We start from the raw sequence: 13,380 nt of genomic DNA, 5'->3' as shown, positions 1-13,380 counted from the left end.
TTGTTAGCGTCGCTGCCCTCACGGGCAGCGTGGATTGAAACGTTGCTCCTTGTGCGGTTGGTGCTGCTTGGTTGGTGTCGCTGCCCTCACGGGCAGCGTGGATTGAAACCCGGATGAGGGGCCACTGCGCCGTGAGTTATATGTCGCTGCCCTCACGGGCAGCGTGGATTGAAACCAAAAGGGGTATGAGGTACCGCGAAACGTCACTGGTCGCTGCCCTCACGGGCAGCGTGGATTGAAACGTAAGGGCGAACCGACCTCCAAAGATAAGGGATTGTCGCTGCCCTCACGGGCAGCGTGGATTGAAACAAGATACGGGTCATGCGTGATGAGCGGCGCATCGTCGCTGCCCTCACGGGCAGCGTGGATTGAAACAAGATCCCCGATCACTGGCCGCGCGCATACGGGCGTCGCTGCCCTCACGGGCAGCGTGGATTGAAACACCGTTGTCGAGAAGTCCCCGATTGAGCTGCTGCGCGTCGCTGCCCTCACGGGCAGCGTGGATTGAAACATCGACCGAGACATCATCCTTGTCGCCCCGTCCAGTCGCTGCCCTCACGGGCAGCGTGGATTGAAACTTCGCCTCGTGCAGCGTCGCGGCCTCCACCTGGGCCGTCGCTGCCCTCACGGGCAGCGTGGATTGAAACTTCCCGGATCGGTGAGCGCCGCAATGCGGTTGGCATGTCGCTGCCCTCACGGGCAGCGTGGATTGAAACGGGGCAGGTTGGGGAGCATGGCGCGGCATCCTCGTCGCTGCCCTCACGGGCAGCGTGGATTGAAACCTGTTCGAAACTCAGTTCGTCCGCATAGTCCGTGTCGCTGCCCTCACGGGCAGCGTGGATTGAAACTACGCACCGGCCAAGGCCCTGTTCGCAGGTGCCCCAGTCGCTGCCCTCACGGGCAGCGTGGATTGAAACTTCCTGAACGTGAACACCGGGGACCCGGCGTTCCGTCGCTGCCCTCACGGGCAGCGTGGATTGAAACCCAGGAGCGCAGCTCACTGAGCGGGATCTTGGTCGTCGCTGCCCTCACGGGCAGCGTGGATTGAAACCCCGCGTTGGCGACGGTGCCCTTGTTGTTCTTGGTCGCTGCCCTCACGGGCAGCGTGGATTGAAACTTGTACGGCAGCTTGTCCACCAAGGGATATTCCGTCGCTGCCCTCACGGGCAGCGTGGATTGAAACAGTGCCGTGACTTCGTTTCGCCTCCGCAGGAATTAGTCGCTGCCCTCACGGGCAGCGTGGATTGAAACGGCATCGCTCAGGTTGGCACCGCTCAGGTTGGCAGTCGCTGCCCTCACGGGCAGCGTGGATTGAAACTGCACAGCGCCGATGCTCAGCCGGGTCGGTGCTGCGTCGCTGCCCTCACGGGCAGCGTGGATTGAAACCTCGGCGACGCACGCAAGATGCACATCGACAACCGTCGCTGCCCTCACGGGCAGCGTGGATTGAAACGCAATCGGGCACTCGGACTCGATGCGGCTGGTGGTCGCTGCCCTCACGGGCAGCGTGGATTGAAACACTGGTTGGGCTTGACGCCGGGTGCCGCTAACACGTCGCTGCCCTCACGGGCAGCGTGGATTGAAACAAGCATTGCCGCCCGCCTTTATTACAAGTTGCTTGTCGCTGCCCTCACGGGCAGCGTGGATTGAAACTACACGGCGCTGACGTTCTTTATCTGGGACCTGCGTCGCTGCCCTCACGGGCAGCGTGGATTGAAACCTGCACGGAAGAGAATGCACTTTACGAGCTGGGGCGTCGCTGCCCTCACGGGCAGCGTGGATTGAAACGATAAAGCTGAGGCGCAGGTGGCCGTTGCGATGGGTCGCTGCCCTCACGGGCAGCGTGGATTGAAACCGCTCACAAACATCCCTGCCCGCAGCGGTCAGCTGTCGCTGCCCTCACGGGCAGCGTGGATTGAAACGACGCCGATCGCACGGATGCCGGGCACGCCGACGTCGCTGCCCTCACGGGCAGCGTGGATTGAAACCTGCTCGAAACTCAGTTCGTCCGCATAGTCCGTGTCGCTGCCCTCACGGGCAGCGTGGATTGAAACCCGGTGCCGGTGGCGCGCGTACTGCTGACCGAGGCGTCGCTGCCCTCACGGGCAGCGTGGATTGAAACTTCTGCGGCAACCGTGCGACCGAGCAGGCCGGGCATGTCGCTGCCCTCACGGGCAGCGTGGATTGAAACGTTAATTGACGAGAACAGGAACTCGTACTACCGCGTCGCTGCCCTCACGGGCAGCGTGGATTGAAACGTCTTCGGCGTCGAGCGAAGTGCTCAGGATGCGGGTCGCTGCCCTCACGGGCAGCGTGGATTGAAACGACGACCACCCGGAGATCCGAAGCCGCGCGAAGCGTCGCTGCCCTCACGGGCAGCGTGGATTGAAACCTGCCAGAAGCCAGTGTTATCTGCTTCGTGAGACTGTCGCTGCCCTCACGGGCAGCGTGGATTGAAACCTGTTGCCGAAGTATTTGTGAAGCTGGTCAGCGGTCGCTGCCCTCACGGGCAGCGTGGATTGAAACCCGCGCAGCTTGTGTCCAAGTCGGCCAACCTGCCGTCGCTGCCCTCACGGGCAGCGTGGATTGAAACCGCATCTGATCCACGACCCCAGCACCGATTCCAACGTCGCTGCCCTCACGGGCAGCGTGGATTGAAACATCACCGGCGCGACACTGGCGAGCTCCAGTGGCTGGTCGCTGCCCTCACGGGCAGCGTGGATTGAAACGATCACCTCGTACTCGCCCGCATAGGGCACGCTGTCGCTGCCCTCACGGGCAGCGTGGATTGAAACAGCATGACCTCGCCGCGCTCGGCGTGGATCCAGCGTCGCTGCCCTCACGGGCAGCGTGGATTGAAACATCGTGACGGACAGATGCCCCACCAGTTGCCGCCGGTCGCTGCCCTCACGGGCAGCGTGGATTGAAACCTTTCGCGGCAAGCCAGACCAACAGCACACTGCTTGTCGCTGCCCTCACGGGCAGCGTGGATTGAAACTCGTCCGTTAGCGCGCCTTCGGTCACTTCCCAAGTCGCTGCCCTCACGGGCAGCGTGGATTGAAACCACTCGGCAGGTTGTCAACGCGAGGCGTCTCCAACGTCGCTGCCCTCACGGGCAGCGTGGATTGAAACGACATCCAGAACCAAGCCTTTGACGCCGAGCAGGTCGCTGCCCTCACGGGCAGCGTGGATTGAAACGTCCCAGCCCTCAATGCTGTCCACGTCGACATAGGTCGCTGCCCTCACGGGCAGCGTGGATTGAAACGTGTCGTACAGGTGCGCGGTTCCAGCCTTGTCGTTGTCGCTGCCCTCACGGGCAGCGTGGATTGAAACGCCAAGCCGATGTCCGAGTGTTCCGCGAACCGAGTCGCTGCCCTCACGGGCAGCGTGGATTGAAACCTTGCCCTCAATCCAGGCGTCGTCGACGATGCCGGTCGCTGCCCTCACGGGCAGCGTGGATTGAAACACCGCGTCCTGGCTGGTCTGGGTGGCGGTGGTGGTCGTCGCTGCCCTCACGGGCAGCGTGGATTGAAACGCCATATCGCTGAAGCTTTGCTTGCCCAGCGCCGCGTCGCTGCCCTCACGGGCAGCGTGGATTGAAACAACCCGGATGGATCGGTGTCCGAAGGCGCGGCGGGTCGCTGCCCTCACGGGCAGCGTGGATTGAAACAAGCACAACTATGGTGGCCTGATGCGCGGCGACACGGTCGCTGCCCTCACGGGCAGCGTGGATTGAAACTCCCTGGGTGGGTGGGTGCGCCTACGTGTACCTGTCGCTGCCCTCACGGGCAGCGTGGATTGAAACGTCAACAGCACGCGGGGCTTCACCGGCCAATGCACAGGTCGCTGCCCTCACGGGCAGCGTGGATTGAAACTATAGCACCGCAGACTCTGCAGCAGTGGTGGCGCGTCGCTGCCCTCACGGGCAGCGTGGATTGAAACACGCGGTCGCAGGACGGCCTGCAGCAGAGTTGGGCGTCGCTGCCCTCACGGGCAGCGTGGATTGAAACAACCGCAACGTCCTGCGCTTCTGGATGCGCCTGGGTCGCTGCCCTCACGGGCAGCGTGGATTGAAACGCCGACTGCAGATCCAGATCGGCGATCGTGGTTTGTCGCTGCCCTCACGGGCAGCGTGGATTGAAACCAGTTGTCCTTGTCGTACCCGCCATCGCAGATTTCGTCGCTGCCCTCACGGGCAGCGTGGATTGAAACGCCGCCTGTTGCAGCAGTTCCGTGAGCAGCCGCGTGGTCGCTGCCCTCACGGGCAGCGTGGATTGAAACCTGAACGTGGAGCCGGATCGTCCGCTGACGTGCAGTCGCTGCCCTCACGGGCAGCGTGGATTGAAACACTCAGGCTTCTTCGGCGATCTGCGCCTCCGCTGTCGCTGCCCTCACGGGCAGCGTGGATTGAAACGACAGCTATATCGATCCGCTCACGGGCGTGTCCTCGCTGTCGCTGCCCTCACGGGCAGCGTGGATTGAAACCTTTTGGTCAAGTGGCAACATACAGCGGCATTGCGTCGCTGCCCTCACGGGCAGCGTGGATTGAAACTGCGCAGTGCTTACACTCGCGGGAGTCGCGGGCGTGTCGCTGCCCTCACGGGCAGCGTGGATTGAAACGGCGTGCCGTTCACCTTTAGCGCGATGCTCGATCGTCGCTGCCCTCACGGGCAGCGTGGATTGAAACCCGTACCGGTGTGCGCCAGCGTGCCGAGGTTCTGCGTCGCTGCCCTCACGGGCAGCGTGGATTGAAACTGTGCCTGCAGCGCCATGTAGCTGGAGCCGGAGAGTACGTCGCTGCCCTCACGGGCAGCGTGGATTGAAACGCTCAGTCCGAACGCAGCCAGCAACGTGGCGGATACGTCGCTGCCCTCACGGGCAGCGTGGATTGAAACATGGACCAGTTACCGTTGCTGACCGGAGCGCACGTCGCTGCCCTCACGGGCAGCGTGGATTGAAACCACTGAAGTTCAAGCACCTGACCGGAGTGGTACCAGGTCGCTGCCCTCACGGGCAGCGTGGATTGAAACCACAGTTTCAGTGACGGCATCGGCCATGCGCTTTGTCGCTGCCCTCACGGGCAGCGTGGATTGAAACCTATTCGGATCTGTCGCTGGCGATCACTGCGGCGGGTCGCTGCCCTCACGGGCAGCGTGGATTGAAACTCGGGCGGAGTTTGAGGAATGTGGCGAAGTTGATTGTCGCTGCCCTCACGGGCAGCGTGGATTGAAACGACGCGGAGCAGACGAGGTGCTTGGCGGGCGAAGCGTCGCTGCCCTCACGGACAGCGTGGATTGAAACCAAATACCGGCAATGCAGTAATCACCTGGAGCAGCGTGGATTGAAACCTGGTCGGCGAACGGCTGTGCTCGCCGCTGGAAGTCGCTGCCCTCACGGGCAGCGTGGATTGAAACCAGCTCGACCGCGACACCTGATTCATGGCCTGCATCGTCGCTGCCCTCACGGGCAGCGTGGATTGAAACTTCACCGACTCTCTGCATCTCTGCGACGGTGGGCACGTCGCTGCCCTCACGGGCAGCGTGGATTGAAACCCCGACCCATCCCCGTAGATCACCGTGGGCGTGGGTCGCTGCCCTCACGGGCAGCGTGGATTGAAGTTCTTACGAGCCTAAGTGCCCCGCCCATTCCGTGCGTCGCGCTCACCCTCTGACAACCACATGCGCAAAGACCGGCTCTGCCACAGACCGTTTCAGCGCCCTGTCATCTTCAGCATGGCTTCAGGCAGGCGAGCCCCCTCAAGCGACAGCTTGGAGGTAGCGTCTTCGATCTGCTTTAGATCGTCTTCTGTCAGCTCGAAGTCCACAGCCCCACGGTTTTCTGCCAAACGGCCGGGCTTCGTGGTGCCAGGAATCGGAACGATCCACGGCTTTTGCGCCAACAGCCACGCCAGGGCAATCTGGGCTGGCGTCACGCCCTTCCGCTCTGCCGCCGCCCGCACCGCATGCACCAGAGCCATGTTTGCCTTCCGCGCCTCGGGCGAAAACCGTGGCACATGATTGCGGAAGTCACTGTCATCGAATTTCGTGTTCTCGTCGATCTGCCCTGTCAGAAAACCGGCACCCAGCGGACTGAACGGCACAAACCCGATACCAAGCTCCTCAAGCACCGGCAGCAACTCCTTCTCCGGACCTCGCCAGAACAGCGAATACTCGCTCTGCAGCGCAGTCACCGGCTGCACGGCGTGCGCCCTGCGGACCGTGTCCACTCCCGCCTCCGAAAGGCCAAAGTGCCTCACCTTGCCCTCGGCAATCAGCTCCTTCACCGCGCCCGCTACCTCCTCGATCGGCACATCCGGATCGACCCGGTGCTGGTAAAACAAATCGATGTGATCGGTCCGCAGCCGCTTCAAACAGGCATCCGCAACCGCCTTGATGTGCGCGGGCCGGCTGTTCGTTCCCGCGCCGCGCTTGCCCGTCTCCAGGTCGATGTCGAATCCAAACTTGGTCGCAATCACCACCCCCTCGCGAACCGGCTGCAACGCCTCTCCAACCAGCTCCTCATTCGTGAACGGCCCATACGCCTCCGCGGTATCGAAGAACGTGACGCCCTCCTCATAGGCCTCCCGCATCAGCTGAATCATCTCGCCCTTGTCCGCGGCAGGACCATACGCCGACGTCATGCTCATGCATCCGAGCCCAAGCGCCGAAACGTCCAGATCCTTACCCAACCTGCGCATCTGCATCGCTGTGCCGTCCTGTCTCCGTCGTCTCGTTGAATGCCGCCAGCCGCAGCGTCCGCAAATGCCTACCGCGCCACAAACACCAGAAAGTAATCCTGCCCATCCGCCTTGGTGAAGTCGTAGTGCTCCACCTCGCGGAACCCCGCCGCGCGCATCTCCTCTTCCACAATCGACTGCTTCAAACCATGGTCCGCGCCATTGCCGTTGCGGTCGATAATCCCCACCCGCGCCCCCGGCTTCAGCGCCGGCTTCAGGTTGCGAAGGAATGCCTTCGTGTCCGCAACCTCGTGGTACACCTTCAGCATCAGCACCGCATCCACGGATTCGGCCGGCAGCCTTGGATCCTCGGTCGTCCCCAGCACCGGCTTCACGTCCCGCAACTGTTCTCGCTGCGCCCGCTGCCCGATCGCCTTCACAAACTGCGGATTGATGTCCTCCGCATACACCACGCCGCCCGGTTCCACCCGCCGCGCCGCGCGCACCGTAAACCATCCACCCCCCGCGCCCAGGTCCGCTACCGCCTTGCCCGGCGTGATCCGCAGAATATCCATCACCCGGTCGATCTGCAGCTTCTTGTCCCGGTCCGGATACTCAAAAATATCCGTCGATCCCGCATACGGCGCGCTCGTCGGATGCTGCGGCGGCACCTGCACCGCGTTGGTCTGCCCCGGTGTGGGCAACAGCGCAGCGCCGCTCAGCATGGCGCAAACAGCAAGACGGGTGGCGAAAGCACGAACAGTCATGTCGTGGTTGGACGCATTCCTGCGCAGACACGTCTGCCCGCAACGCGGAAAGGCCGCGCACCCGGCGCGGCCTTTTCGTAACCTTCTGTGTAACTCGTGCTGTGAACCTAGTTCACCATCGCCACAGGCCCATGGTTGTCGCAGTGGCCGTTGTGCTGGTGGTGCAGGTGACCCTTCACCAGGTAATCCACGTGGTCGCCGTGCGGAACTGCCTCGTGGCCGCACTCCGGACCATGCGTGTGCGCTGCATCATGGCCGTCGCACGGGTGACCGTTGGTGCAGTCGGCCGGGTTCTTCGAACTCACTTCCAACGTGTGCTCGTCCACATGGCCATCGTGCGGATGGTGCAGGTGGCCGTTGTGCAGGTAATCGGTGTGGCCGTTGTGCTCTACCGCCGTGTGACCGCAGTCGTTGCCGTGCTGGTGCGGGTGGTTCTCGTGAATCATGTGTTCCATGGTCGTGTCCTGTCCTTGTATGTCGTTGGGAAGAAAAGAGGAAGCAAGCGGCGCGCCGTGGTGCTCCGAAGCGTGCGCAAGTCCGTTGGAAATCAGTTCGTGCATGTGCTGGTCGGCCAGCGAGTACAGCAGGTGCTTGCCCTGCCGCCGCCGCACAACCACGTTGTCGGCACGAAGCACGCGCAGCCGCTGCGAGATGGTGGCGACCGTTTCGCCTTCCAGCTCGGCCAGTTCGCTCACGCACGTCGAGCCTTGCATCAGCCGCGCCACCAGCCGCATGCGTGCGCCGTCGCCAAGCGCGCGAAAGATGCGAGAACACCGCTCCAGCGTCGCGCCGGAAACCTGCAGCGCCGCCCGGTCCGCGTGATCGTCAGCGGTGCAGCCCGGCTTGTACGAATCCGTCACACCTTGAACGTATCAACACTTGCGCATTTGTGCAAGTGTATTGCCTCAGTTCGCCTCCTGGATCCCCGCTCACTCGCTGCCTCCGCCCCCTCCCCCGCCCGCTCCTGTACACTCCGCTCCATGACCCGCCGTGCACTCGTCCTGCTGCTCGCAACCCTTGCCCTGACCCCGTTCGCTCGCGCCCAAATGCCGCACGACTCCTCGGGCGACTGGGCCAAAGCCAAGCTCGAGCAGAGCACCCGACACCGCGAGTACGTTCCCATCAAGTCCGGCGCGCGCACCCTCAACACCCTCGTCATCTATCCCGAGACAAAGGACAAGGCACCCGTCGTCCTCCTCATCCACGAGATCTTCGGCCTCTCCAACTGGATGAAGCTGCAGGCCGACGAACTCGCCGCCGAAGGCTTCATCGTCGTCGTCCCCGACCTGCTCAGCGGAGAGGGGACCGATGGCGGCGGCACCGACAGCATGGGCGGCCAGGACAACGTCGTCCAGGCCATCATGAAGCTCGACCCCGCACAGGTCCTCACCGACCTCGACGCCGTCTCCGACTACGGCAAGTCGCTGCCCTCCGCCAACGGCAAGCTCTTCGTCGCCGGCTTCTGCTGGGGCGGCGGCAAAAGCTTCAGCTTCGCCACCCACCGCCACGACCTCAGCGCCGCCTTCGTCTTCTACGGCCCGCCACCGCCCGCGCTCGACATGGTCGCCATCAACACGCCCGTCTATGGCTTCTACGGCGGCAACGACAACCGCATCGGCGCCACCATTCCGCAAACCATCACCGACATGAAGGCCGCCCACAAGTTCTACGAGCCCGTCACCTACCCCAACGCCGGCCACGGCTTCATGCGCGCCGGCCAGGCGCCCGACGCCAAACCCGCCGACCAGCAGGCCTTCTCCCAGGCCTTTGCCCGCCTCCTGCTCCAACTCCGCGCCCACGAACATAGCCGCGCCCACACCACCTCGCACGGCCAACTGCTTCTGAACGGCCCGAAACGCACCGGTAAGCCCGTTTATGCCTCATCCAGGCCGCCCGCAGCGCAATGTCACGATGCGGCCGGCATGTAATCCCATCGCCCACAAACCCGTTGACAGGTCCCCACCCGCACGCATCAATACAGAAGAACCCGGAACGTCGTGGAAACGCTCCGGGGTCCTGAAGATGCAAAGGCATCGGAACGATGCCTTACAGCTTCAGGACGTACCGAAGTACGACAAGCAACAACCCTATGATGGCCAGAACAATACGTTCTGACATTGTCACCGAGAGCTGCAGGCCGCTTCTTCTTCGAGTCACGGCCCACATCCTGCAGTGAAATGCGCCACCGGAGGATTCGCACTCCTGCAGGAGGCGCAATCGTCCTCTCACACGCCTTCCCTCCTGGCCGCATACAACGAAAGGGACACAGCCATCGCTGTGCCCCTTTCTCTCGTTCACCGGCCTTCCGCGTTTACCGGATCTAGAACGAAATTCTTCCCGAAAACTGCATTTGTCTCGGAAAGTTCTGCTGTGTGGACCCGATCGTGCCATACCCCTGGAACGATCCGGGTGCGCCCGGCAGGCCCTTGCCTGTCGGGGTGATCGCCTGATTGATGCTGCCTGTGTTCGGTCCGCCGAAAACCGGCGTGTTCAACGCGTTGAATGCTTCCACCTTGAACTTGAATCGCACAGCTTCCGTGATAGCGAATGACTTCTCCAGGCCGAAGTCTTCCTGCGGCGAGGTGGGTGTGCGCACAGCGGTGGTCCGGTATCCCTGGGTTACCGTGGTGTACTCGCTAAAGTTCGTGAAGCAGCCTGGGTTGGAGTTGTTCAGGTAGCTCGTGTAGCTCTTCTGTGTGGGCCGGACGTTGAAAGTGCCACCGCAGTTGTAGTTCACGCCGTTCGGGAACGCGACCGGCAACCCGGCGTAGTCCCGCACGACCCAGTTGAACCGCCATCCCCCAATTGCCTCATCTACCAGACGGGGGCTGTTCGGGAAAAACGCCTTGCCGCGGCCGAACGGCAAGGTGTACAAACCGCTGAACGACACGTTCCACGGCCGGTCCTGGCCGTCTACCGTGTAGTACGGCAGGGGGTCGACCAGGCCGGCGCCGCTATTGTTCAGAAAGCCCGTGGCGGACATTAGCTTGGAAAACGTGAACGAAGCCAGCAGGCTCAAACCGCCCAGGTGCGATCCCTCGCCGCTCAGCCGCTTTTCCGCCTTGGTCTGCAGCGAGTGGTAATTGCTGTAGCCCTGCGCGTTGGTATAGAAGTACAGGCTGCCGGCGTATTGCGGGTACGGCACCATCAGGTAGCGCGCCGCGACCGTGCGGTTCTGCCCCAGAAAGGTCGTGCTCGGCAGCACGCCGTAGAACGGGTTGGCGACCTGCTGATCCAGGTAGGAGTTGTTGGCAAAGCCGCGGGCAAAATCCGCAGGGCTCAGGCCGTTCAGATCCTTCGACGCCCGCAGATGATAAGTGTGCGCGCCGAAATAGTCCAGGTTGAAGACGATATGCAGCGGCAACTGCGTCTGCGTGCCAAACGTCCACTGATTCACGATCGGGATCTTGCGGTCCTGCGCGTCCACGCTCAATCCGTTGCCGGTCAGGGCCAACGCTCCGAAGCTCGACCCCTGCGGCGCCTGCGCCCCGTTCGGGAACGGGTTGCCGTCGCGGAACAGGGTATTCGGCGTCAACCCATTGTCGCTGCTGGAGTTGTACGGCGTTGAGATGCTGAACGGTGAAGCGCCGCCCAACTCGATGCCGAACGCCTTGCTAAGCGTATAGCCGCCGTGAAAGACGATCGCGTTGTTGGGCGCGAACGAAAAACCCAGCTTTGGCTGCCAGAACCCCGTGTTGTTCAGGTACGCCGGTGTGCTGTCCGACGCAAACCGCACCCCGCCCCGGATCGGGTTGGCAATGCTCGCGCCGTTTGGCAGTTTGCCGCCCGCCGGGTATGTGATCTGGTTCGTCAGCGGGTTCACCACGTTCAGATCGACGCCCGCCAGCAGCCGGTTGTGCCGCTCCTTCGGCGAACGCTCCTCGTCATAGCGGATGCCGGCATTGATTGCCAGCTTGCTGTTCACCTTCCAGTTGTCCTGGAGAAAGACGCCCCAGTAGTTGTAGCTCTCATACGGCGAGGTCCGCCACTGCACGCTGCCGCTCGACGGCAAGCCGAGCAGCACGCCGGCGATGCTGGATCCATCCTTGTTGCCCGTGGTGTAGTCCCGCTGCGTGAATCCCGTGCTAAAACCGAAATCTCCATTCGGCTGGCCCACGCCACCGGTTACGTCGTGATACAGCGACACCTCGCCGCCGTAGTGCAGCGAGTGACGCCCGATCGTGTGCGTGATCGACGGTCCCAGGTCATACGTTTCAAAGATGGTCGTGCCCGCGGTGTTGCCCACCACGCTGCTGTACCCGTCGTTGATATCGAATTGCGGTGCCAGCGACTGGGTGGTCGTCGGGATGCCCGGCATCGTCAGCCCAAGATCGCCCGGGGACAGGCTCGCGAGCCCCGCCGACAACGCTCCATCCGGCGACGGGTTGCTGTACCGGTTGTACGAGAAACGCACGTCGCCCACGATCGAGTTTGTGATCACGTGCGTCATGTCCAGGACGCCCGTCCAGTCGGAACGATGATTGTTGATGTTGCCGCGAATCGCCGGCCCGGTAAACCCGTTGCCATTGCGATATTCCTGGCCGCTCCAGAACGCCACCAATGCATAAAACTTCGTGCGGTCGCTGAAGTTGTAATCGAAACGCCCGATCGGCATGTTGTACCTGTACCGGTCCTTGCCGTTGAACACGTAATTCGACAAGTAGCCGGGCCGGTTCGGCGCGGGAAACAACTGCAGAATCTTTATGCCGATTGGGCTGATACGGCTTGCCGGAATCGTGTTGTTCGCGAAGGGCAGGCGGCCGTACTTCGCGCAGCCCGTCCCACTCGGTGTCAGGCAGAAGTTCGTCGTGGGGTCGTAAATGCCGTTTGTCTTGCCGACTGCGGCCAGGTAATTCGTCAGGTTCACGCCGCCACCCGCGTTTCCGTTCGGCAGCATGTCCGCCGTCGGCACCTGGGTCACCACTGGCGCCGGCAGCACCTCGCGCCAGCCCTCATAGCTGAAGAAACCGAACGCCTTCTTTCCCTTCCACAGCGGCCCGCCGACCGAGCCACCAAACTGGTGCCGGTTGTGAAACGACTTCGCCGCCGACACCTGGTTCGACTGGTAAGTATTTGCCTCCAGGATCGAGTTGGCCCAGAAGTCGTAAACCGAGCCGTGCACGTGAGACGTTCCGTTCTTGATGATCGTGTTGATGATGCCGCCGCCGGCGCGCCCATACTGCGCGTCAAACGTGGTGGTCATCACCTTGATCTCCTGCACCGCATCCACCGACGGCGAGATGGTCCACGTGCCGGAGGGGCCGCCGCTTTGAATCGAGATCGGCCCACCGTTCAGCAACCACTGGTTCGTCGTGCCAGGCTGCCCATTGATCGAGTACGCGTTGTTCACGTCCCATCCACGATTGCCGGAAAAGCCGCCCGCGCCGAACTGCGTCTGCGTAAACACCACACCCGGCGTCAACTGCAGCAGCTGGTACACCTGACGCCCGTTCAGCGGCAGGTTCTCTACCTTTTCCGGGTCGATCACCGTGCCACCGGACGCGTCCGTCGTCGCCAGGTTGAACTCGTCCGTCGTCACCGTCACTTCATTGGTGTTTGAGCTCACCTTCAGCTTTACCGGCAGATCGATGGTGCCCGACACCTGCAGCACCAGGTTGGGGAACTGCGACGTCGCAAACCCATCTGCCGTCACCGACACCATATAGGTGTTCGGCTGCGCATAGGGAATTACGAATCGGCCTGAGCCGTCCGTCTTCGCCTGGTACGTCTGTTCCCCGCTTTTTGCCGTAACAGCGGCATTGGGAACAGCGGCGCCCGACGGATCCGTCACGGTGCCCGAAAGGGTGCCGCGGTACTCCTGGGCATGTGCGGGCAGCACAAGTGCTGCCGCGCTGAGTGGAATCATCCATAGGGCATGGCGCATCGGTAGACCTCCAAAAGGTGTTGCACGTTCGTTGTCTGGTTTGTTGCTTGAAG

At 62.6% G+C, this 13,380-nt stretch carries 5 protein-coding genes and 1 CRISPR repeat array (1 of these 6 cut by a window edge); of the genes, 1 reads left to right on the top strand and 4 read right to left on the bottom strand.

Features of this window, described 5'->3' with window-relative positions; all coding sequences use genetic code 11:
* Positions 1 to 5,619: direct repeats of the CRISPR family, unit length 33 nt; unit sequence GTCGCTGCCCTCACGGGCAGCGTGGATTGAAAC (it extends 261 nt beyond the left edge of the window).
* A 91-nt stretch (positions 5,620 to 5,710) separates the two neighbouring features.
* From ACOFKT_RS16560 to ACOFKT_RS16550, 3 genes are all read right to left on the bottom strand, one after another.
* On the bottom strand, positions 5,711 to 6,703 hold the full coding sequence (locus ACOFKT_RS16560) for an aldo/keto reductase (RefSeq protein WP_419805089.1): 993 nt from the start codon (positions 6,701 to 6,703) through the stop codon (positions 5,711 to 5,713).
* 62 nt (positions 6,704 to 6,765) lie between these two features.
* A complete protein-coding gene (locus ACOFKT_RS16555; protein WP_419805088.1) occupies positions 6,766 to 7,443 on the bottom strand; it encodes a class I SAM-dependent methyltransferase in 678 nt (225 codons plus the stop codon).
* A 107-nt stretch (positions 7,444 to 7,550) separates the two neighbouring features.
* The gene (locus ACOFKT_RS16550) at positions 7,551 to 8,303 is read right to left on the bottom strand and encodes an ArsR/SmtB family transcription factor (protein ID WP_419805087.1); all 753 of its coding nucleotides are present in this window, start codon (positions 8,301 to 8,303) and stop codon (positions 7,551 to 7,553) included.
* 120 nt (positions 8,304 to 8,423) lie between these two features.
* Here ACOFKT_RS16550 and ACOFKT_RS16545 point away from each other — a divergent pair, with 120 nt between their 5' ends.
* Entirely contained in the window at positions 8,424 to 9,371 is a 948-nt protein-coding gene (locus tag ACOFKT_RS16545; protein ID WP_419805086.1) for a dienelactone hydrolase family protein, read from the top strand.
* 392 nt (positions 9,372 to 9,763) lie between these two features.
* On the opposite strand, the gene ACOFKT_RS16540 is transcribed toward ACOFKT_RS16545, so the two are convergent.
* Positions 9,764 to 13,327, bottom strand: a complete 3,564-nt coding sequence (locus ACOFKT_RS16540; protein WP_419805085.1) for a carboxypeptidase regulatory-like domain-containing protein — start codon at positions 13,325 to 13,327, stop codon at positions 9,764 to 9,766.
* Positions 13,328 to 13,380 lie beyond the last annotated feature (53 nt).

This window comes from Terriglobus sp., assembly GCF_965201105.1.
GTDB lineage: Bacteria > Acidobacteriota > Terriglobia > Terriglobales > Acidobacteriaceae > Terriglobus.
This window is presented reverse-complemented; position numbering and strand designations above follow the sequence as displayed.

Excerpts from the sequence above, each read along its gene's own strand:
- ACOFKT_RS16555 (WP_419805088.1), bottom strand. The coding sequence starts at position 7,443 with ATGACTGTTCGTGCTTTCGCCACCCGTCTTGCTGTTTGCGCCATGCTG.
- ACOFKT_RS16545 (WP_419805086.1), top strand. The coding sequence starts at position 8,424 with ATGACCCGCCGTGCACTCGTCCTGCTGCTCGCAACCCTTGCCCTGACC.
- ACOFKT_RS16540 (WP_419805085.1), bottom strand. The coding sequence starts at position 13,327 with ATGCGCCATGCCCTATGGATGATTCCACTCAGCGCGGCAGCACTTGTG.
- ACOFKT_RS16560 (WP_419805089.1), bottom strand. The coding sequence starts at position 6,703 with ATGCAGATGCGCAGGTTGGGTAAGGATCTGGACGTTTCGGCGCTTGGG.